This is a genomic window from Haloarcula rubra, from assembly GCF_019599465.1.
In the GTDB taxonomy this organism is placed as follows: domain Archaea; phylum Halobacteriota; class Halobacteria; order Halobacteriales; family Haloarculaceae; genus Haloarcula; species Haloarcula rubra.
Genome location: NZ_RKLR01000017.1, coordinates 1 through 22,183, shown reverse-complemented (window position 1 = coordinate 22,183; position 22,183 = coordinate 1). Strand labels below are relative to the sequence as shown.

The 22,183-nt window shown below is 54.3% G+C and carries 20 protein-coding genes; 7 read left to right on the top strand and 13 right to left on the bottom strand.

Features of this window, described 5'->3' with window-relative positions; translation table 11 throughout:
• Window positions 1-64 precede the first annotated feature (64 nt).
• From EGH21_RS21740 to EGH21_RS21730, 3 genes are all read right to left on the bottom strand, one after another.
• The gene (locus tag EGH21_RS21740) at window positions 65-1,006 is read right to left on the bottom strand and encodes an NmrA/HSCARG family protein (RefSeq protein WP_220620509.1); all 942 of its coding nucleotides are present in this window, start codon (window positions 1,004-1,006) and stop codon (window positions 65-67) included.
• 142 nt (window positions 1,007-1,148) lie between these two features.
• A complete protein-coding gene (locus EGH21_RS21735) occupies window positions 1,149-1,523 on the bottom strand; it encodes a winged helix-turn-helix transcriptional regulator (protein WP_220620508.1) in 375 nt (124 codons plus the stop codon).
• Between the two features lie 126 nt (window positions 1,524-1,649).
• The gene (locus EGH21_RS21730) at window positions 1,650-2,237 is read right to left on the bottom strand and encodes an SDR family NAD(P)-dependent oxidoreductase (protein ID WP_220620541.1); all 588 of its coding nucleotides are present in this window, start codon (window positions 2,235-2,237) and stop codon (window positions 1,650-1,652) included.
• Between the two features lie 786 nt (window positions 2,238-3,023).
• Here EGH21_RS21730 and EGH21_RS21725 point away from each other — a divergent pair.
• Both EGH21_RS21725 and EGH21_RS21720 read left to right on the top strand, forming a co-directional pair.
• On the top strand, window positions 3,024-3,461 hold the full coding sequence (locus EGH21_RS21725) for a helix-turn-helix domain-containing protein (protein ID WP_220620507.1): 438 nt from the start codon (window positions 3,024-3,026) through the stop codon (window positions 3,459-3,461).
• Between the two features lie 819 nt (window positions 3,462-4,280).
• Entirely contained in the window at window positions 4,281-5,168 is an 888-nt protein-coding gene (locus EGH21_RS21720) for a hypothetical protein (RefSeq protein ID WP_220620506.1), read from the top strand.
• Between the two features lie 107 nt (window positions 5,169-5,275).
• On the opposite strand, the gene EGH21_RS21715 is transcribed toward EGH21_RS21720, so the two are convergent.
• Window positions 5,276-6,241 carry a metallophosphoesterase gene (locus EGH21_RS21715; RefSeq protein ID WP_220620505.1) on the bottom strand — a complete coding sequence of 322 codons (966 nt, stop codon included), beginning with the start codon at window positions 6,239-6,241 and terminating at the stop codon, window positions 5,276-5,278.
• Between the two features lie 196 nt (window positions 6,242-6,437).
• The gene (locus tag EGH21_RS21710; protein ID WP_220620504.1) at window positions 6,438-7,625 is read right to left on the bottom strand and encodes an orc1/cdc6 family replication initiation protein; all 1,188 of its coding nucleotides are present in this window, start codon (window positions 7,623-7,625) and stop codon (window positions 6,438-6,440) included.
• A 1,014-nt stretch (window positions 7,626-8,639) separates the two neighbouring features.
• On the opposite strand from EGH21_RS21710, the gene EGH21_RS21705 reads away from it, so the two are divergent.
• A complete protein-coding gene (locus tag EGH21_RS21705; protein ID WP_220620503.1) occupies window positions 8,640-8,891 on the top strand; it encodes an AbrB/MazE/SpoVT family DNA-binding domain-containing protein in 252 nt (83 codons plus the stop codon).
• Entirely contained in the window at window positions 8,892-9,326 is a 435-nt protein-coding gene (locus EGH21_RS21700) for a PIN domain-containing protein (protein ID WP_220620502.1), read from the top strand.
• Window positions 9,327-9,363: 37 nt separating this feature from the next.
• Here the strand turns inward: EGH21_RS21700 and EGH21_RS21695 are convergent, their stop codons facing one another.
• The gene (locus EGH21_RS21695) at window positions 9,364-10,287 is read right to left on the bottom strand and encodes a MarR family transcriptional regulator (protein WP_220620501.1); all 924 of its coding nucleotides are present in this window, start codon (window positions 10,285-10,287) and stop codon (window positions 9,364-9,366) included.
• A gap of 137 nt (window positions 10,288-10,424) precedes the next feature.
• Between EGH21_RS21695 and EGH21_RS21690 the strand changes: the two genes are divergently transcribed.
• The gene (locus EGH21_RS21690; RefSeq protein ID WP_220620500.1) at window positions 10,425-10,748 is read left to right on the top strand and encodes a DUF6788 family protein; all 324 of its coding nucleotides are present in this window, start codon (window positions 10,425-10,427) and stop codon (window positions 10,746-10,748) included.
• Between the two features lie 378 nt (window positions 10,749-11,126).
• A complete protein-coding gene (locus EGH21_RS21685; RefSeq protein WP_220620499.1) occupies window positions 11,127-14,297 on the top strand; it encodes a PAS domain-containing protein in 3,171 nt (1,056 codons plus the stop codon).
• A gap of 185 nt (window positions 14,298-14,482) precedes the next feature.
• Here the strand turns inward: EGH21_RS21685 and EGH21_RS21680 are convergent, their stop codons facing one another.
• The 4 genes from EGH21_RS21680 to EGH21_RS24905 form a co-directional block, all read right to left on the bottom strand.
• On the bottom strand, window positions 14,483-14,875 hold the full coding sequence (locus EGH21_RS21680; protein WP_220620498.1) for a DUF7344 domain-containing protein: 393 nt from the start codon (window positions 14,873-14,875) through the stop codon (window positions 14,483-14,485).
• On the bottom strand, window positions 14,872-15,081 hold the full coding sequence (locus EGH21_RS21675; protein WP_220620497.1) for a hypothetical protein: 210 nt from the start codon (window positions 15,079-15,081) through the stop codon (window positions 14,872-14,874). The genes EGH21_RS21680 and EGH21_RS21675 overlap by 4 nt, the downstream gene beginning before the upstream one ends.
• A gap of 90 nt (window positions 15,082-15,171) precedes the next feature.
• Window positions 15,172-15,723 carry an HTH domain-containing protein gene (locus EGH21_RS21670; RefSeq protein ID WP_220620496.1) on the bottom strand — a complete coding sequence of 184 codons (552 nt, stop codon included), beginning with the start codon at window positions 15,721-15,723 and terminating at the stop codon, window positions 15,172-15,174.
• A 794-nt stretch (window positions 15,724-16,517) separates the two neighbouring features.
• The gene (locus tag EGH21_RS24905; RefSeq protein ID WP_483867070.1) at window positions 16,518-16,670 is read right to left on the bottom strand and encodes a DUF7837 family putative zinc-binding protein; all 153 of its coding nucleotides are present in this window, start codon (window positions 16,668-16,670) and stop codon (window positions 16,518-16,520) included.
• 342 nt (window positions 16,671-17,012) lie between these two features.
• Between EGH21_RS24905 and EGH21_RS21665 the strand changes: the two genes are divergently transcribed.
• Window positions 17,013-17,609, top strand: coding sequence for a hypothetical protein (locus tag EGH21_RS21665; RefSeq protein ID WP_220620495.1), 597 nt, complete (start codon window positions 17,013-17,015; stop codon window positions 17,607-17,609).
• A 184-nt stretch (window positions 17,610-17,793) separates the two neighbouring features.
• Here EGH21_RS21665 and EGH21_RS24830 read toward each other — a convergent pair whose 3' ends face one another.
• From EGH21_RS24830 to EGH21_RS21655, 3 genes are all read right to left on the bottom strand, one after another.
• Window positions 17,794-18,159 carry a DUF7344 domain-containing protein gene (locus EGH21_RS24830; RefSeq protein WP_425433325.1) on the bottom strand — a complete coding sequence of 122 codons (366 nt, stop codon included), beginning with the start codon at window positions 18,157-18,159 and terminating at the stop codon, window positions 17,794-17,796.
• A 1,803-nt stretch (window positions 18,160-19,962) separates the two neighbouring features.
• Complete coding sequence (locus tag EGH21_RS21660; RefSeq protein ID WP_220620494.1) at window positions 19,963-21,468, bottom strand: phosphoenolpyruvate carboxykinase (ATP); 1,506 nt, start codon at window positions 21,466-21,468, stop codon at window positions 19,963-19,965.
• Window positions 21,469-21,890: 422 nt separating this feature from the next.
• On the bottom strand, window positions 21,891-22,183 hold a 293-nt coding region (locus EGH21_RS21655), incomplete at its 5' end, for a phosphate acyltransferase (RefSeq protein WP_268899102.1).

Sequence of the window (22,183 nt, the reverse complement as noted above, 5' to 3'; positions counted from 1 at the left end):
CCGATGAACTCCTATAGCGACCGTTCGATCTGGTTCGTTTGTAGTCATATTTTGCATACTAGCATCAGCCTTGCATCATGGCCTTCACGAGGCCGGGAATCCGGGTCGGTTGCTTCTTGTCAATCCAGCCGTTGTTTTCAAGGTACTCGCGGAAACTGGTGAATTCGAACCCCAACCGTCGCTCCATGTGCTCGATATCGACCGAGTAGCCCTCGTCGTTGAACCACTGGAACAGTTCGGCCATCGCATCGCCCATCTCTTCTCTGGCGTCCTCGATGGGAACGGTGTACGGTTGGACGTCAGCAACCGTTACCTCGGATAGGATCCGAGCCATCTCGGAGAGCGAGCGTTCGTCCCCTGCGAGATCGAAACCTTTCCCCGTAAACTCGTTGGGATCCGCGAGGATCTGCGCGGTCGCGCGGCCTACATCGTCGACATCGATCATCTGAAGAGTCACATCCTCTTCTACGGGCAAGGCGAGTGTGCCGTCGAGGATATCTTCATAGGCGGGTTCGAGGTTATGCATGAACCACACGGGCCGTAAGAATGTCGCGGGTACATTCAGCGACCTGATATACTGCTCAACCTCACCGGTTGGTTCGAGGGCGGCGATTCCGAGATTCCGGTCATGGTATCCAGCGCCGCTAAACACCACATGGTCGACCCCCATTTCAACGGCCACGTCGGCGATGTTCTTTCCCTGGAGAATCGACTCGTCGAATCCGGCTGACCAGATGTTCGTTACGATGACGACGGCGTCGATACCGTCAACGGCAGGTCGGAGCGTCTCCTTGTCGTTCAGGTTCCCTCGCCTGATGTCCACACCGCGTTCTGCGAGGGATCTTGCGGCCTCGCTGTCCGGCGTTCGTGTGAGGCCACAGACAGTGAATTCACTGTCGGCCGCTAACAGATGATCGATTGTGACGCCGCCCTGGTTTCCCGTCGCACCGACCACTAAGACGCTCTGTTCTTTGGTATCTGCTGTATCCACTGGCGTTTCTACCATGTGTATCAACTTCCCTGGCCGAAGTGGCCACACGACGATTTCGCCCCAGCCGAAATTATAATTTTTGTGATATATGTATGAGTCGGTTATGATCGTATAAGGAAGTAACATTTCGTAACCGGAAAGCGTCGATCAGAGCGAACTACTCGGGTAGCTCAACGGCAGGCATCTCCGCCGCAGTGTGTTCGAATGCCCATTCCTCGAACTCGTCGAACACGCCAGTGAGCGATTCCCCTCGTTCCGTCAAGTCGTAGTACGTGGAGATCGGTCGGTCCTCCAACCGTCGGGTAACGAGATCCTGGTTCTCTAAATTCTCCAGCACGCGCGAAAGGGTCGTCGAGTCGGCCGTTGTCGTTTCCTGGAGCTCACTGAATCGTTGTTCTCCGTACAGGTGGAGGCTCCGCAGCACGGTAAGTCGCCATTTTGAGCCGACTATCTCGAACGCCCGGGCAACCGGACACACCTCGAATACATCATCGTCGGGATCTGGTTTTGGGGGTAACTCATCACAACTCATGATGTTATTTGTTAGCACCCCACCCGAGAAAAACCTAGTCCGTGTCTCGCCAGAGACCTGTTAGATGGTCGTCTAACAACAAGCAGTACTGGAGCTTTGAGCCTGCTTCTCCGGGAAGCGTAGGATCTACTCAGCGGGTTCGACGAACCGTTCGGTCCCCTTTCGCACGAGATACGGCACACGCTTCGAGACGGCAAGACCGAGTTTCGTCTTCCAGTTAGCGTGGATTACCGGTTCCTTCGATTCGATCTTCCCCGCTAACTTGCGGCCAACATCTGCCGGGTCACTCAACAGTGATTCCGGGTAGCCGAGTTCGGCCGTGGAGCGTGTATTCGACAGTGGCGGGTGCATCACGGTACACGCGACACTCTCGTGTCGCAGTTCCAGTCGCAGAGAACGTACGAGCGCCTCGATTGCGCCTTTCGTCGAAGCGTAGCCGGAAAGTCCCGGGTGGCCGACAAGCCCTGCCCCGGAACTCACGTTGTGGATGATGCCCGCATCCCGTTCTCGCATGTGGGGGAGGACGGCGTGGATTAGTCGGACGTAGCCGAAGTAGTTCACCTCAAATTCACGTTTCGTATCAGCGAGTCTCTGGTCTTCGAACAGAGCGAAGTTGAATATCCCGGCATTATTGACGAGGATATCAATCTGGCCCCATTGGCTCGTGATCTCCTCGATCGCCGTCTCGACATCGTCATCGTCGAATGTCGACAGTGCGGGACAACAGTTGCTCCCGAGACAGACGAGTGTGACACCTGTGGTGGGACTGAATTTTGTCGATACGACATTCCAGCATAAGCTAGTCCGATGTCGTTCTGAACGGTCGCCCTACACTCACCCCCTGTGTGCAACCTGGATAACTCGACGGCGTCGCAAACCCTCGGTATGTCAGTGTAGTGGTAGTCAGTCGACGCAATCAACCCCGTCAGTCGACGCAATCAACCCCGTTTCAATGTAGTGGTAGTCAGATGACGCAATCCCACTTCACTGTAATGGTAGCGAGATGACGCAATCAACCCCGTTTCAGTGTAATGGTAGTCAGTCGACGCAATCAACCCCGTTTCAGTGTAATGGTAGTCAGTCGACGCAATCAACCCCGTTTCAGTGTAATGGTAGTCAGTCGACGCAATCAACCCCGTTTCAGTGTAATGGTAGTCAGTCGACGCAATCGACCTCGCTTCAGTGTGGGGTAGCGAGACGACGCAACACCCCCCGTTCTTCAGTATACTGGTAGACAGACGACGTTACTGAACCATGCCGACCCCACCCTCTGTTTATAGTTGCGGGTATAGAGCCGACGTTACCAAAATGGGAGCTACACACCCCGACAGATGCCTACTAGCGGAGAGGGGTAGCCCCATGATCAAATAGGACGAAGGCCAACTGACCACACGCCGGTCCTCGGCCGGACACACCGTTTTCAACGCCGTCGAAACCCTGTGGCCCCACGGTTCGTCCAGAGTCAGAATGCTCACCCCAGCGTAGAAATCCACTTGAACGGTGGCGTCGAGTCTCCACGCATCGATGTCCGGTGAGAAGCCACCAGAGCACGAGAGCGTGCTACCCGAGAACAGCGTCCTCTCCCTCGAAGCCTATCTCGAGATGCTCGCAGTGTTAAGTACACGATCACAGTTCGAACTCGTTCGGTACCTTTTACAGAACGGCGAAATGTCGAAAGAGATGCTTCAAACAGCGTTCGATAGCGAGCACGACGCGGTAGAGTCACACCTACAGGCACTCACCGACGTCGGCTTGGTGGAGACACGAACAAAGAATCGGCCGTCCGAAGGAGCGATCGAGTATTCGTACCGTGCGACAGTGTTCGCAGAGGGACTCTTCAAGGAAGGTATCGAAGAACTGCTCCAGCGTGAGACCGATAATGAAGACGCCTATAGTAGCTCTACCGAAGTCGACTCGCCAGACACATCTGAGGAGTAGGGCGCGCCGACAGTATTCGGAGTGTCATCGTTGCTACGATTCGCCGATAACTACTCCTCCAGATGTCGCCATCCGCGAAACCCGCATTCCGGGCTGGCGAGTCACAGATACCGTATAGATGGCGAGCCACGAGCACGCAACGACAATCCGACGTCGGTGATCAATCTCACCGGCCGAACGACTGCCGTCCGGGGCACTCTCTGATCCGATTCAAACGCCAAAACCGCTATCCTTCATCGGCTATCCTCTCGATCACGTGGGATCCGATCACAGTAGCGGAGGTGGTTGTCACGATGGCCGACGTCTACCGTACGATCCCGAATACGTACAGAGAGCCGTGTCATGGATGGTCGTGGATCGACGTATACGGTCTCCAGAGTAATTCGTCAAGCGCGTGTGAGGCGCGTCGTCAGTCTGCCTCTATCTTGAGTCGTGACGAGCACCATGGTAGCACAGTGGAAGTGTGTTTGGACTGTACCGACGTCGTGACTCTGCAGTTGCTCAAGTCCTCCCACCAGGGCTCGACGGCGCGGGACTGCGGCGACGTCGCCCCGTGATCCGTTTCTGAGAGCGGGCTACGCCTATCCCGGCCCCGTTCGCTTTCGTATATAAGGGACAGGCAGCCAGTGGCTACACTCGTGGGACAGGCAGGGCAGGCTACAAGCGGTCGGCACCCCTCCCCGGGGTCTTCGCTCCGCGGTGGGGGGTCCCCCCCTTATAGGGTGTCGCTGGGTGGAGGGGGGCAGCAAATAGGCCGATTCTCTTGCGAGGGTCAGTGGTAGCGGTAAAGCTTTCAAATATGACTCACATTTGCGGGCCATGGGCGATACGGACCACCACAGGAAGGCTGAACGGATTCTACTCGCACTGGACCAGCAAGACGGCCCAGTGCTGACGAGCGACGTCGTGTCAGCGGCAGGCCTTAATAAAACCCAGCAGGTGCACTATCGCTGCACAGGTGGGTATCATAATGCGCTCGTCGACGCTGGACAGGTCCAGAAAATCGCCCCGGAGCCCGGGGGCGAGGCGAAATGGCTTATTACAGAACTCGGCGAGCGCTGGGTCAAGGCCAACTACGACGACATCAAGATCCCACAAACCGAGGAGGAAGCTATCAATGTGTGCCAGCGCGCTCTCTCGACGGCGAAAGCCGCCAAGTCGACAGCCGCGACGGTGCAGGGTAAGTTCACACCACTCAAATCGGAGGTGCATGAGGCACTTGAGACCATCAAGGAGGTCCAGGCTGAGACCGAAGAGATGGTCGAATCAACCGAAGACCGGGCCCAAGACGCTGCGGAGGAGGCTGCACTGACAGCGGTCCAGGATCTAGAGGAACAGATCAAGTCAGTCAAGGAGTCGAAGGAAGAGGATCTGCAGGATGTAAAACGAACGCAAAGGGATCTCGAAACTGATGTGGGCAAACTCCAGGAGTACGTCGATGAGGTCAAGGTCCGTGTTCTAAAAGACTTCGCGACAGAGATGCGAGTCGATGTCGAGGTGAACAGTGGGAAGATAAGCAATTTAAACGATCGTGTCGACGAACTTGAGGAAGAAATTAGCCGTCACGACAGACAGATATCTCGACTCGAGAATAAGGTCGACAAGTTGGACAGCACTATCGAGGACCTCAAACGCCGGCTGGACAACGTCGAAGACACCCAGGAGGAGTTGGCTGAGGCACAGGACGCCAGTCTTTTCGGACTGTAGGATAACGCGTATCTTAGTATATCGCAAAATCATCCAGCACACGAAAACGGGTTTGGCTAACCAACATTCCCGCCAAAATGGACTGGCGTTGGTTAGTGAGCAGCGGATTACTCCAGCGTCACCGGTTGTTCCGTGACATCACCGGTGGCATCTCTTCGAAGAGAAGCGAGGCCAGCTGAGTCTTCGACAAGGACGGCCTCGCCACCGGGTGTATCGACTGTGTTTCGGATCACGTTTTGACAGATCACCTGGCCTTTGTGCGTAATCGTATCATGTCGAGTATGTCCAACGACTTGCGGGGGTGCATCTCGTTGGAGATGCTGGAAATCCAACCAGATTAATCCAGCGTCAGGGCCTTTCGGATGGCGCGTGCCCATGCCCAACACGAGTGGGTTGTCCTGAACAATTTGCTGTTGGATCGTCACATCGTCGGCACTGCCGATCGTACCATGAAGTTGGGAAGCTGCATCAGCCAGGTTTCGATTCACAGTCGTTACGTCATATGGATCGTTGTGCCCGGCATGTGCATAGGTGACAGTGTAGCCCTTGTATGCAGCTACAACGTGGCCGTTTCGAATAGCAGTGACTAGCGAGCGCCGAGCATCTGGTCCAACCTGTCCGGAAAACCAACTGCCCCAGCTGAAGAGTGCCTGTGTGAGAATCCCCATCTCGTGATTACCGAGTGTTACTCGTACGCGCCCACGTGGAGCTTGCTCGATGAGACGAGCAACCATCTGTATTGTTTCGACGTTAGCTGGACCACGGTCAACGAGATCGCCATTGAACACGAGGACATAATCGTTGCTCGCCCAGTGAAGGTTTCCAGCCTCGTCTTGTTCGACGATTGGGTCGTAGTCGGGATGGTCTCCCAACGTCAGTAATGCACTCCGTGCAGCATCGAGAAACCCGTGAATATCGCTAATACTCACGATCAACGGGCCGTTGTCTTCAGACGAGACGTGTGCGTCGACGCTGTCTCGGTAGTCGCCTGAGACAGCGTCAGCGCTGTGGTCAGTAAGTGGGAAATCTGTTTGTCGCGACCTGTCGTCACTACGTGTTCGCTCAGACTGCATCTAGTGACGACAGTACACTGGAGGTTAATGGGTCTGACGAGCATTCTGAACCATGTTTGCCTACTTGGTCATTGGGATCGCTGATTCGCTTGCCATGGGCGAGATTCCTCTCAGCGCTAACAGCGGAACTGGTGGGGTTGTTATGGTCGCTATCAGCGGAACCAGTGGGGTTGGAGTTAACAGCGGAACCGGTGGGTCAGGGTGTCGCGTCTAAGAGTTCAGACAACCCCGTTTTAACCGAGCTGATTGATTGCTCGAGGTCGTGTTCTTTGTACTTGCCACCTCCCTTACCGCGATTGTACTCAGTTGAGGAGATGATCCCGAGCTGATCGAGTTCACCGAGATAGTCTCGAACCGAGCGTAGGGAGACTGGATTCATGCCGTTCTCGTTAGCGACCTGCTCATACGCTGCGAGGATATCTTTGGTTCTCGCAGGAGTCTCCCCCTGTTCGGCGAGAAGGGTCAATGCATAGAGGACCAGTTGGCCGTGGTCTGAGTAGTTCCGGATTCCCTCGACTACTTGATCCGTCTGCAGGCGACGGCGGGCCTGTTTGACGTGATATTCGGTGACGAGTTCATCGTTATTCTCGCGAGCGAGGTCACCGGCCTCCAACAGGAGATCGAGAGCTTGCCGAGCGTCACCGGAGTCTTTCGCTCCATACGCAGCACACATCTCGACGACGCCGTCGTCGAGTACGCCATTCTGGAATGCAACTGCTTCACGCTGCTGGAGAACCAGTTGTAGTTCGCCAGCGTCGTATGCCGAAAAGGAGACTTCCTTCTCACAGAGACTCGAGCGGACTTTCGAAGATAACTGAGCGCGGAAATCGAGGTCGTTGGAGATTCCGATAACTCCCAGTTTCGCATCAGTCACGTCACCGTTGGATCGGGCGCGTGGAAGTTTGTACAGGAGGGAGTCGTCCCGGATGTGATCGACTTCGTCCAACACGATGAGGACAGTCCCACCAACCTTATCGAGTTCTTCGAAGAGGAACTGATAGACCGATGCCTGTGGATAGCCGGTGTTAGAAATCTGGTTTGCCGGGTCTCGAAGTTCATTCACCAGAGCGACGGCGGCCTGATAACTGGAGTTGAGCCCATCACAATTTATTTCGATCGTATGTAGGTCAAGGCCGTCGACGTCCGCCGCATCTCGTTCGAGTGCATTCAACAGATAGCGTGTCGCGGCAGTCTTTCCAACACCACTCTTGCCATACAGGAAGATGTTCGAAGGACTCTCGTTATTGATGACTGGCTGAAGCGCTGCGTGATAACGATTCAGCTCGTCGTCGCGGCCAACGAGCTCATCAGGCGTCCACTCCTCGAGCAGTGCCTCACGCTGTTCGAAGATTGAAGAGGTCGGCGTAAATGAGAGATCAGACATTACTACCACCTTGTGACACGAATTGACTTAACCTTTGGTTCCGCTGCTTCCGTTGTTCGGCGTTACTTAAATATAGATAACCCCACTATTTCCGCTGTTAGAGTAACAAGATGGGGGAGGGACCCACCCCACTACTTCCGCTGTTAGAGAGGGCAGGTACGAAGCTCCGTTCTTCCTCGGTAGTTTGGATTGGGTCCCACCCCACCAGTTCCGCTGTTAGCCGAAGATCATCTATTAGCATGGTGGGGTGGGGATGACCCCCACCCCACTGCTTCCGCTGTTAGATCTTGCTGGTGCTTCGAAGCCGTCCCCGTTTCGTCAGGTATGTTTCTAGAGCTAGTGAATAACTTCAAGTGTATTCACTATAAACTATATCCGCACGCTGTTTTGCACCGAACAACAAGACACCCCCTCCCATGGGGGTGGTGCTGTCTGTTCTGTCGCTAACAGCGGAAGCAGTGGGGTGGGGGTGTCCTAGTCGATATGGAACCGCTCGGGTTTGATTTCCGAGGCGCTCGGCCTGTTGTAGTCGGACGCTCTCCATCTCGTCGCGAGTGGCTCAACAAATCAGTATCAAGTCGGAAGGAGTTATCGACGTCCTCGAGGATTGCCAATCCCCCCAATTCTATTAACCAACATTTAGCCGGACACACTGAATTGTTGGTTAAGATATCCCGCGCCAGCCGATCTGCGGAAGCCATTCCCGCCGCAGGTCATGTGTACGCACTTCCGGGCGTTCTTCCCCGGACGACCATCTGACCGTACTACGGAACATCGTCGACGTCATCGACGAATCGTGTACCTGTCCCGACTGGCAGCAGCGCTCACCCAAAGGCGGCTGCAGGCATCTGCGTCGCGTCGACCACGAAATCAAACGGGGCCGTGTTCCCCGACCAGGCGGCCGGCTCCCAACGACCCCAGGGTAGGTTACCATCTTCTTCGGAATCCCTCTCATTCCACTGGGTAGTGTGGCGGCACACTAGACTTTTCACGGCGGGTCACGTAGCCAGAGCTATGAGCAGCGACAGAGTCGACGCCGAAAGCAAGGTGTCTGGAAACCAGGCGAACATCCCTGCCCGGATTCGGCGTGAGCTCGATATCGACGATGGGGATCACCTCCGATGGCATCTCGAAGACGACGGGAGCATTCGGGTGCACGTCATCCAACAGCAAACAGGTACCTTCGCCGACTTCGACGGCTACGACGGAGCGGAATCGACCGATGTAACGAGCGATCACGACGCCTGGGGCGTCGACGTCGAGTAAATGTCTCGGGCACTCATCGATACGACAGTCCTCTTTGCCGCCGCATACCGGGGGGACGGATCCCACGATGCCGCGCTTCCGGTGCTCCAGGGCATCGACAATGGTACGCTCCCGGAGGCAGTCGTCCTCGACTACGTGCTCGCGGAAACACTCAACGGCCTCACGAGCCACGCCGGCCACGACGCAGCCGTCGATCTCCTCGATCGCATCGAAGAAAACGCCCGCTTCCACATCGACTCACTCACCACCGACGCCCTCGCGACAGGGAAGGCCCTCTTTCGCCAACACGAACCACTCTCCTTCGTCGACGCCTGCATTGTCGCGTATATGCAAACCGAGGGGCTCGGCTACCTCTATGCGTTTGACGACGATTTTGACGCTGTCGGGGATGTCTATCGGCTCGATACAGCAACGAATCCCTACGACCCGAACTGACGCTGGCTGACGCCACGGCTGGCGACGAAGTTCGGTCTCAGGAGAGCCACACCTCGTAGTCAGCCGCCAGCTCCTGGAACTCGTCCCACTCCGGGAGTCGGTCGTCGTCGACCTCGCCGTGGGTCTCAAGGTAGCGGAGCAAGGCGTCGGCTTCGTCTTCGAGGTCATACTTCGCCGCCTGCTCTCGGAGGTCCTCCTCGTCGACGTCGACGTGGCTGAGCAGGAGGAGACAGTACGAACGGTGACGGCTGCCGTCGTCGATTAACAGCGTGTGACAGCAGAGCTCCGCCGGCGAGACTGCGTCGAGTTCCTCGGAGTAGAGGTAGTAGCGGTGGCCAGTGAGCATGAACTGGAGGTCAAAGGCCGCGAATCGAGCGAGGCCGGTTTCGTGGAACTCCTCTGCGTCGATCTCCGTCTCGATCTGGGTGAGGAATTCGTCATAGTCCTCCCAGAGAATCGTGCCCTTCGGGACAACGGATTCGAGGCGTTGGCGATGAAGATGGTGTGCGAGTTCATGGACGAACGCGTGGAGACGGTCGAAGTCGGCGTTGAAGTCATAGCGGCCGTCGGCCGTCCCGACGAGGCCCCGGTCGCGAAACCGCTTGAGGACTCGGTTGACCGTGTTGCGGTAGTTGTCGCTCCGGTCGGCGATCTCGGAGACGGTCCGTGGCTGGTCGAGGTAGTACAGCACTTCGAGTGTCTTGCCGGTCAGCAGCTCGGGAAAGTCGATGTGGGAGTGCTGGCGGACGAGATCCCGATAGAGTTCGACGGCGCGAGCATCCGACGGAACGACTCTTTTGCGCCGGCCATCGCGTTCCGTGTAGACGAGCCCCTTTTCAACGAGGTCGGCGACGGCACGGGAGAGGTAGCTCTCGCTGTGGTCGAGCTTCGTCGCGAGCTCGGAGATCGTGTCGCCGCGGGCGACCGTGGCGAGGACCTTTAGTTCGATGCGCCGGAGCACAGTATAACATAGCACGAAACTACTATATAAAGGAGTTTCGAGTAATGTTACAGCCAACGGAGTGGGGGCCGCTCCCATCGTATTAACCAACAAAACTATGCATTAGCGAGTTGTGTTGGTTAATACGAGAGTAGCCGATGTCCTACGAACCCCCGACCCCACCGGCGAACCTCACGACGGAGATCGTCAATACGCTCAGCGAGTCAACCCCGGAACGACTCCGAGACATTGCTACGTACGCCGAAGCACTAGCCGAGCACAAGGAACGTGAGGCCCGTATTGAGGAGTCGGCTGACCAAGAAGAAGTGGAGGAGCGACCAGACAACCTCCCGGACGACGTCCCTGCCAAAGCGACGATCACAATCAAGGAAATCAACGACAACCAATACCACTATTGGCAGTGGCGGGAAGGTGAAAAGATTAAATCAAAGTACATCGGCCCAGCCAACCTCGACGGCTGAGCTTAATGGTGTAAAGAGAGCCTGATACTTGCAGTCAGCCGAGATACACTGTCTACTCATACTCCGCGTCAACCGTTCGTGGTCTAGTTTTGAGGTGAAATCAAAGAGCAAAACTGCGTGTTGCCGGAGCTACTGCTCGATGGCGACGTGTGCCGGGTCGGGGTTCATTTTGAATACGACGCTTGGTTTCCAAAGAAAGGTGCCATGTTGGAGGCTGGTAAGATTGGCAGAGGACACATACCTGATCCCGAATTAGTGCTAGGACGATTGTCAACCAGTCCGAGCCAGCAGTCTCCTTCGCGGATCATCGCTGTAAACACCTATCGTGTTAGTAGTCTGATTCGAGTGTGTTAAGTTGCCGGAGCAGGTGACGTTCGTATGGTTTCGAGCCTCCCGAATGGAGGTCCTGAGCGACAATTCTTGGTTTCTGCTGTCGAGATGGTCCCGAATAGCGCCGCTATTCTCGGCGCCGACGGAACGGTTCTCGCGACGAACTCTGCGTGGGAGGACGGTGCCGAAACAACCGATGATTGGTTGCATTCCGCTGCCGCCGGTGAGGATTATTTGACAGCTCTGGATACTGCCGAGACGACGTCTGCAGACCGTGTGGCTACCGGAGTTCGCGAACTGCTGCAGGGGACCCGTGAACAGTTCGAAATCGAGTTCACCGTCGAATCCTCTGACAGACGACGATGGTTTTCGACGCACGCGACCACCGTCATACATGACGGAGCAAAACACGCTACGGTCACTCACCGTGAGACCACCGCCCGGAAGGACGGTCAACGGGTCTTACGCGAGGCGTGTGAAATCAGTACTGCGCCCGACCGTTCGTTCGGTGAAAAGATTACGACGCTCTTAGAGCTCGGGCAGAACGCCATCGGAATCGACTACGCAACCCTCTCTCGTGTGCAAGACGACCAGTACATCTTCGAGTCGGTCGCTACACAATCATCGGCCGACCTTCAGGGCACAACGGTCCCGTTAGCGGACTTACCCAATTGTGAGCGCGTCGTCGAGCAAAACCAGACACTAGTCCTTAGGGATGTTAAAGCGCAAGCCCCTGAGCTAGTGGGTTCTGAGTGGGGAATCGCGAGTTACCTCGGAGCACCCGTCACTGTCAATGGAGAGGTGTACGGTACCTTCTGTTTCTATAGCATAGATCCACGTGCCGAAGCGTTCCCCGACTGGGCGGTGACATTCGTGGAGTGTCTCAGCAATTGGGTGGGACACGAACTCGAACGCCGGGAGCGTGAGGAGAGACTCGAGCAGATCAAGACAACCGTTTCTGACGTCGTCTGGATAACCAGCCCAGAGAAAGACGAAATCGAGTTTGTTAGCGACTCGTACGAAGATGTCTGGGGCCGCCCGACTGAGACGCTGCGTACAGACGCTAAATCGTTCGTTGATGCCATCCATTCTGACGACCGTGAGCGAGTACAGGAAGCACTCGGAGCGCAGCAGACCAACCCCGATGCATACGAAGAGACCTACCGCGTCGTCCAACCAGACGGAGAGATACGGTGGATCCACGATCGATCGTCTGGCATCTACGACGACAACGGGACACTTCGAGCCATCGTCGGTATCGCTAGCGACGTGACTGAGCGCAAAAAGCGTGAACAAAAGTACCAGCGGCTGACCGAGCGGATTACTGACGCCTACTACGCTTTCGATTCCGACTGGAACGTCACCTACTGGAACGACACTGTTGCAGACCGTGGCGATATGCCGGCTGCGGATATCCTCGGCAAAGATTTCTGGGACGTGTATCCCGAACTCGAGGAAACCGTATTTGGGGAGACGCTCCGGGAGGCTATGGAGTCACAGGAGCCAAAGTCGTGTGAGTACTACACCGAGGCTGAAGACTACTGGGTAGAACTACAGGCGTATCCTGATGAGGGGGGGCTCAGTGTTATCTCACAGGAAATCACGGAACGCAAGGAAGCCCGAGAGGCGTTACGCGAGAGCCAAGAGCGACTGGATGCGTTCGTAACGGCTACCTCGGATGTCGTCTATCGAATGAGTTCAGATTGGTCCGAAATGAGGTATATGGATGGGCAAGAGTTCATTGCCGATACGGACAACCCCCGACAGACGTGGCTGGAGGAGTACATTCCACCGGACGAACGGCCGCGAGTAACGGCGGCCATCGAAGAGGCTATCGAGACTAGAAGCAGGTTTGAACTGGAACACCAGGTGGTGCAAGTGGATGGAACGCGAGGCTGGATACACTCGCGAGCAGTGCCGATTCTGGACGACGACGGCGAGATTGTCGAGTGGTTTGGCACAGCTACTGACATCAGCGACCGGAAAAAGCGCGAACAGACGCTCGCACAGCAACGGGATGACCTCACCCAGCTCAAGCGACTCAATACGCTCGTTCGGAATCTCACACAGGCACTGCAAAACACGACTACGCGAGAAGGCATCGAGACTGCCGTCTGTGAGCGGCTCACCGATTCCGACCTGTATCAGACAGTCTGGGTCGGAAGGCGGAGCCAATCGGGCTCGAACGACCCAACCATCGTTCCACAGACGAGTGCCGGCATCAACGACGCCTATCTTGATCGGATTTCGGGCGGAGAACCGGGACCCGCATCGGTCGCGCTTCAGGCGGGTGAGCTACAAGTTATCGACAATATATCCACTGCGGATCGATTTCCGGACTCCAGACGAGAGATAGCGCTTGAGAGTGGGCATCATTCGCTTGCGGCAGTCCCCATCGCCACTGACGAAACGACATACGGTGTGCTGGTCGTCTATACGCCAGAGGAACACACGATTAGCGAGGCCGAACAGGCAGTACTCACTGATCTTGGCCGAAGTATCGCGCTTGCAATTCAGCGAGTGCACAGTCAGCGCTCGCTTACAGCTGAGACCGCTGTTGCTCTCGACTTTCAGATGCCTGACGCTGCGATCGACTTCGCTGAAGTAACGACCGAGTTGGGATGCGAACTCGAACTCGAACAGCGTGTTCCGATCAGCGACGGCGGCCACATCTATTATCTCACGGTGCTAGGAGGTGATCCAGCAGAGGTATGCAACCACCTGGACGATGGACAACTAGACGCAGAGAGTGAAGTGGTACGTCCGGTAAAAAACAGCGAGCCGGCACTCATCGAAACTCATCTCGAGGAGATACCTCGGCTGCCACTTGATGTCCTCACTGACTATGGCGCGTCCATGACGAGAGCACGTGCAGAGGACGGTGACATCTCGCTTAGCGTCGAACTGCCGCCGGGAGTGACAGTCGGCCCTCTCCTTGCTGATCTCCGTGAGATTGTTCCCGGGATCGAAGTTGTCAGTAAACGGCACGTCGACCGGCCGATGAAAACAGTAACCGCCATGCGAGAACAGGTCAACGAGCTGCTGACACCGAAACAAGAGGCCACGCTCAAAGCGGCCTATTCACGGGGATATTACCGGTGGCCACGCGACACGACAGTGGAAGAGATCGCCGATACGTTCGATATTTCCTCGCCAGCGCTGCACTACCGTCTCCGGAAAGCACACGACACAGTAGTTTCAGTCCTGTTAGACGAGTAGTGGCCGCTCACAACAGATTCGGTCGTGTAGGTTCCGGTATACAGCCACAGAACAGGGTCGGATAGCGAACCGGTTTGCACTGTCGGCGATGCGTCACTCATTGATGCCAGCAGCAGGTCGATGAGTGGGTTGAATTGGCCATGACGTGCTCTACAGTCAGATGCACGGAAAACTGCTGTTGTGGCTCAGATGCCTGTAAATAGCTGCTTGTGTGCCTCTTGCAGTTCTTCGTCCCGCAGGCGATCAAGTTCGAACTGTAGTTCTGCCGCTTTCGACCCGGGTTCGAGTGTGTCAGTCTCTTGATCGTAGTTGATGGCGCCGGCGTTGACGAGGTGTGGGAGATGATCATGGTACAGCGCCATGTATACTTCGAGGCGCTTGTCTGGGAAGTCGTCAACAGCCACGCCGAATTCCCACTCCGTGACGTAATCTGCAACTCGGGCCAGTGTCACTGGAGGTGTAAACACCGAGAGGCTGTATAGCGTATACCGCCGGTAGCGCGACGAAAGTAGATCGTGTATTTCGTCTACCGTAAGCGACTGGAGATCAGCGGCATCTACGGTCTGTGGGGGCGTCATGGCGATTTTCTCCGTCGCCACGGATCTGTGGTGTCTTTGTGCGTCTCCTCTACCATCTGACCAACCGCGTTGACCTCACGGCGTAGCTCGGCAATCAAATCGATTAATTCGTTGTCCTCCTCGGCCAGTGCCGATTGGGCCTCGCTCAGATGATGTTCTGCTTCGACGATCCGAACATGTGGTGAGAGAGCGTCACGGTTAGTCATCACGACCACCTACCGTGGGACAGCTAACAGTACCTGTGTGCGATAACCGGCTGTCGCGTTCGATGTGTGGCCCTGAAATGGTGGATCTGTTCACGCTGTCACACCCCCGATACTGGAGCCGTCAGTCTCTGATTCGAGGCGGTCAAGACCGTCGCCGACTGTGTGGACGCAGTCACCGTCAGCGTTCGGAAACACAGATCTAAGCTTATCATTTTTATAAACAGCGAGACACAGCATCGGGGGGACGATTACTTCCTGCTCCTCTTCAGCAAACAGCGAGCTGATTGGACGTGTTTTGAACCCCGGCGTGAGCGAGCGGCTGTGTTCGTTCGCCCAGGCCTTGAATTCCGATAATCGCTCACGATAGACAGCGGTATGCTCTTGACTCGTTTTTTTGGGCGTCGTCTCGATAGGGTTCCACAGGTGACTGGTGACCGAGGCGATACGACCTGCCTCCTGAAGACATTGTAACCGCTCGTATGTTCTCTCTTGTACGTCATGGACGCAGTATGGTGTATCCTCACGTATCCAGAATTCAACGCGAGTTCCCGTCTCGACATACTCTGGCTGTTCGTCTGACTCCGCCTCCATTCCGTTCGACTGGTTCTCATTGGATTTCGTCATTGTCACCTCTGTGGGCATAATCTGTTCTTGTCTGTCCGACTGGAAGCTGCAATTGCCGGTCGCTGGTATCGATTCCTCCCGCTAACTGTAGTGGCTCCATTGAATACCCGTGTGGGACCTCCTCAACCGATTGCCCCATCATTCAGTAGCTCTCCTCGCGTTGAACATGCACATATGTTCCTGATGGTTAGCGGGTAGAAAGGTAACCTAGAGTCTTCTAGAATACTCTGTATACCGTACTGATGGAGTCAGTCGAATATCACACAATACCAAACATTCCCATCAACCACGACAGTGGTGGCCGGCACCACCATCTATACGCTCACCGATCATCGGTCGCGGCCTGTCGACAGACCAGCCGCTGTCTCCGACGAAATATTTGACATCCTCCCCGCGCTGAAGCGCGAGGCTTTCGCCTCGAATTTTCCGTAATCCCTGCCTCGCCGAAATCGACGCTAGAAAGTCAGCAATGTCGAGCGACACGGTTTGGATCAAAAACAGGGTCCGATCAGGATAGGGGCCCCGTGCATATTCACACGGCTCCTGACTGTCATCCCCTGCAGCAAGCAATAGCGATCCGAGAAACAGAGCGACTGAAACTGCCGGATAACTGGCCTGACTGCTCGCTCTGTGCAGGGACAGCAGCTACGGACGGCGTCCCCGAAGGCGAAAATACGTATGCACGTCAGAAATTTCTCGAAGAAACTGATCCAGATACTCTCCGTAGTGTTGTGACGACCGGCAGTGAACCTCCCTCGGTGGCGACGACGTAGCAACTGCTGTTTCGGACCGGTTATGAACCACCGCTGCTGCTACTCAGGACAGACAACATCTGCACAGGCCGGGCACTCAGCCCAGACCCCAGTCGTGCCATCGGCTTTCTCGTATTCAACTAACACCCATGCAGCAGAGATGCTCTCGCCACACTCTGGACACCGACCGAGCGTCGACGCATCACGGTTCATGGGAGTGGGAAGGAGCGTGTGACAACTGTCCTTCCACAAAATCGTGGATCACCCACAAAAATAAGCGTTTGGTGATGTAGGGTCGCTATGTCTGCCGATTTCGAGCAACATTGGTATCTGGAAGAATTACATCGATAGAGGGTGTCATAGAACGATTCACACGATGTTGTTTGCACCCGAGATTCGGCGAATTATCCGTTAGAGTGGGTATGCGTATCTTGCACTGGGCGCTCAAAGATATCGATAGCATCTACTCTGGTCGATTTAGCAAGTATTCTCCCGAAGGAGGAACAATATCCTTTTTGACAATATTTATGTAGGTTGGATTTCAGGAGATAGCATATGGCATCTACATATAATAACCCTACATCCCATGGGGAAGAGATCGGTTTAGTTGTTGAATTAGCTGATAGGCAGTTCACAGTTGTCTCCATACTTATCACCCTCGGGATGCCGGTTCTCGCGTACTTATCCGGGAATACGGCACTGATGTTTTACACGCACGTGGCTCTGGGCGCTTTCTGGTTTGGCCTCGACTTCTTTTTCAAATTCGTGTTGGGGCCGTCTCTTGATGCGGCTCCTGACGAGGCTGCTGGTGCAGTCAATCAGCAACTCATACCGAAAATGGTTGCCGTGGCCGAGCCACTCAGTCTCGGTGTGATCGGTTCGGGTATCGGTCTTGCAGCTATGTTAGGCTACTGGACTACCCCGTCAATCTGGCTGTGGGGTGCCCTCGGAATCGGCATACTAATGCTGATTAACGGATTCGGCCCATTGCACCTGGTCACCACGAAGATGGTCGTCGAACTCAATCAGGACGCTCCTGATGGCGACCGACTTGATGAGTTATTCGGCAAAGCTATGCAGTGGGGACTCCTCCAAACCATCTTCATGCTGGCTATTATTCTGATGATGCTCGGCCTCCGAGGCGTACTCTGACCAGCCCACCTTTGTGGACTCCGCCAGCCATAATTACCTATCTGCAACGTGTTCTCTCTGTATCTCGCACGACGTTACTGACAGGACTCGAGCAAATCGGTTGCGACCCTGCAAGATACAGAGCGCTTAATAACCAGTATCGCAGTTGTGAGGAGGGCCGAATAACAGAGCGAAATGGCTGAAATCAAAGGAAATCATCCGGAAGTCGGTCTTGGTTCACGAAGAGGAGTCTGAGAATGGCTTCCAACTTATCGAATTGCGGGCCTCGTGAGACGGTTTGTGTTTCTCGTTCCCATTCGATAGCACCTCCATCCTCTAATTTTGGGAGATGCACGTGATGAAGCTGCATTTCGAGTTGTTGCACCGACTCTCCGTTGATTTGGGTGGAAGAACTGTGAGGAGAGTGCGGTTGAGTGTCTCGTGATTGTACCTGACCGCGTGAGAGGATACCTTCTGGAATACGGATCGACGCATTATCGCACAACGCATAGAGTATGCGTCGGCGGGTGTCGTCGGCCAACAATTGGAATAAGGAACCGGTATCCACCATGCTACAGTACTGAACGCACACCCATATGTAATTTAGGCAACTATACCTCTCGTCTACAAATTACTAAATGATAGGTATATTCTCTGTATTGAGTGGTTTTGCGACTTAGTGAACAAGTCGTTACTGCCGAAGTCACTTCGTTTCAGGCCCCGATGAGAGAATACGCCGCTCAGTAGATGTACTGTACTGAACGAATCACTCTGTGACGACTTGCGGGGTATGCGAACTGTTCTATGACACCCTCTCGATACCCTATGCAGGCTAGGATGGGTTTCCGCACAGTTCTTGAGCACCTCCTCGGCAAGGAAGTGACCGTCGCTGTCGAATGTCGACAGTGCGGCACAACGGTCGCTCCCGGGACTGACAAGTGTGCTATCTGTGGTGCGACTGAGTTTTGTCGGTACGATATGTCAGAATACGATCTCGGTTGTTTCAGAACCCCTTCGGCCAAGTCAGTTCCTCAAGAATCGAGATCACAGTAACATTCGGGACTTTGCGAGAAGAGTCCTGTCACGAACGTATGGAGTTTCTGTTGCAAGGTAGATGGTCAACTATCCATCGGCTGGAGATTCTGTGATACCTTCAGTCGCATAGAAGAGACACTGCCGCCCCACAGTAAGAATCGCCCGAGATCAGGAGTTACATCGGTCCGCAACGGCCGTGGACTGCGGTGGATAGCCACCGGGCCGGTGTTCGCTGCTGTTCTGACTGGTCTCGGGTCCAGAACTTGCCGCTCCTCGGAGGTCTACGAGTTTGAATAAAGGGCTTCGACCGGCCATATAATTTTGGTCATCCATTCATAGCGGATGTTCATGCGGCTTTCGACGCGTAACAGCCTCTCTGCTACGAGTATACAAGTATAGAATATCATTTTGTAGATAGATACGGCATATATCATCTCATTTGTATATATTGTGAGGCTATAATTTTCTATATTCCCCAGTTTGCGAGTGATTCTCTAAATTCTTTGACGGAAGAAGTGTATTTGACTTAGAGATACTAATGCTCTCTGTCACACAATCTCTGTAATTGTGCAGCACTGTTTCGGCCAGGTCCTGTTTTAGAATGTGCGCATCTGGTAAACTCAAATGCGATCAAAGATATATCCTAATATATAAGTACATGCCACTCCGGCTTAGAGATGGCGGGTGACGAGTAGCAGTTCTAAAGGCGCTGTTTCACCCTGTGTTATCATCGTCTCCGGGACTGTATCTCTCACCTGTCGGTCTGAGTATCGTATGGGTGTACAGGGACTCCCCCCATGGGTCGCATACCATCCCTTGCACCATCATTATTTCACTCACCTCAAATGCCAGAGAGTGACGGTTATCAATGGTCTCAGAATAAATACTACTGGTAGCTCAATCAGTGTGCTGCGCGACAGGGAATTCACAGCACTCGCTGGTCTTCTTTCGCTCGCAGCCAAATCAACGACGGTCACCGCTACACTCTACGCTGATCTGGTCGAGAAGACGGGAATATTGAGGAGAGGATTAGCACTGTATCCACTTCGCTCAAGTGTTAATCCCGTCTTCGTGCGGACACCAAATTAACCGGTAACACAAACGGTCTCTACCCGTGATTTTCTGGTTCATGATGAGGCTGTATTTGCGGTCGAATACAAATGACAGTGCGACAGATGCACATTCTGAGAGGATCGAAATCTTCCAAACCAGTTGTCCGAGCTAGTTCTTTTTTGACTTTCGTTTAGTTCTGCTTTGTCAACAATACTTGAGAGAAGAGAGCTTCGAACTGCTATTGGAAATTTTTGATTATATCTCAGGATTATTCAGTACCCTTCAATCAGTACAATGCTTCCTTGATGTCATCGTCAAGGTCGTCGAACTTTTCGAGGTACTGTTCCCGGTCTCGACGGAGGTCATCAAGAGTGGCCTCGCAGTCCTCTAAATTCGCTTCGACATCGAACTTGATCACATCCATATCCGGGACATCGACAGGAACTGTTAGATTTGTTGTCATATCTGTTTCCCACTGAACGTCTTGACGTACAATAGCACGCAATAGGGTGATCGTGTCTTGAACACCAATATCTGTTGACCCAACACTCCCTGTGTTCAACACATAACATTCCACGTCGAGATCTGCGATGAGATCCCGGAACCGGTTTCCTTCTTTGCCTTCCGATCCGATTATAAACGGGTTCGTCCCGACAACGCGTATCGACTTTCCTGCGGCCGTTGGATCTCCCGCGCTTGTCTGGACCGATTCGCCGAGCATGAATGCGATGGCACCCTCTTCAGGACTCAATTTTGCGACTGGAGGCATAGCCGGATTCCGTGTAATAAAGAATACTTGATCTACCTTTGGCAAGTCAATCTCCTCACCGGCAGACGCCAACTGTTCCCGCTGTATAATTGCACGTCCGTTGGTAGTGTACCTGTCGCTGTCGAAATAAACCGTTCCATCAGACGCAACGTCGACGTTCTCTAGAATCGCAGATTCGTCTGTCGCCGCGTTGTAAATTCCCGGTTCAGTCTCCTCGTCAAGGCAATGTGTTTTGATGAATAATCCTCTGCCTTCGCTCCCAGCAACGATGCCGTCTGGTCGGAGAGCACAGACATCATCTTGAAGCATCGTTGCGTCTTCTGGATCATCAAGCCAGAGCCCGTGTGCTGTCAGTGTCGACTTACCCGTACCGGACAGGCCGAGGAATAGTTGTCCAATGGTCTCCATTCCGTCGTCGGTCTCCAAGCGGACTTGCTTGCTCCCAGCGTGCAAACCGAGTCCTCCTTGCTGTTTCGAGTAGTACATAAACAACCGGAGGAACGATTTTTTTGCTTCACCAAAGTAGTCACTTCCAGCGACGACCGTGAACCCCTGTTCTGGGAGAATTCGAATCTGTGTCTCTTCCCAACTCGGGAGCTGTACCGTGTGGAAGTCTGGTTCGCGAGTAAGATCTGCGGGTTCCAGTAGTTTAGACAGGCTGAGTGCGATACGGCTGTACCATTTTGGGACATAGTACCTGCAAACATAGCTATTCTCTGGGTGTCGCCCCACTTGCCGATCTACACAAACGAGCTCCGACTCGTTTGCAGACTCGAGTGCTTCGTTGATGAACTTCCAGTCTGCGGCATCAAACTCGTCGTCGATTCGGTTTTTGGTCTTTTCAGCATTTCGAGACTTTTCGATGCTGACGTACGACGGAGATTCGAATTCCGTCGTCGTCTCGAGGTCTGCCGAGAACGCACGTAATTCGTCGGTTGGAGGGTTGTGAATGATGTTCTCGCTTTCTTCTGGATCCGGTAATCGTGATACTAACTGCTGTTTATTAATCTCTGTTTCTGACATTACGTGCATATCTCGACTCTGTATAGACTAATAAATGTGTGCGGACTCAAATGGTAGTAAATCGATATAGTCTGCTATGTTCTCGACCGCTTGTACCTCCTCTAAATCATCTGTAACACCGACCAGCGAATATTTGTTGTTTTCCATGTTGTCAATTAATAATCTGACTTAGTACATGAGTTATATTTTAATTTTTCAATGAGTGGATCGAATTGCGACTCCAGCTTTCCGGTGTTTTTATAATTCGGTTACTCGTCGCCGAGGGCGACGTACGTCGTCTCGATGATTCGGTCGTCCCCGGCCACTCGGTCGGTGACTTCGGCCGTCGGCGGTTCGTCGAGGTTGTACACCGACATGGCCTTTAGTGTGTTCGTTTGCGCGGTCCTCCGTTCCTCGGTAATGCGCCAACGCTGTTGCCCTGACTACTCTTGCTGAGCGTCTACGACAGCGACGCCAGCGAGGTTGACGATGTCCTTGACCTCGTCACCGCGCTGAATGACGTGGACCGGTTTGTCCATGCCGACGAGCATCGGGCCGATGGCCTCGGCACCACCCAGCCGCTGCAGGAGTTTGTAGCCGATGTTGCCCGCTTCGAGGTTCGGGAAGACGAGGACGTTCGCAGGGTCCTCGAGTTCGGAGAACTCGTAGGTGGTGTTGAGGATGTCCTCGACGACGGCCGTGTCGGCCTGCATCTCCCCGTCGACCGGGAAGTCCA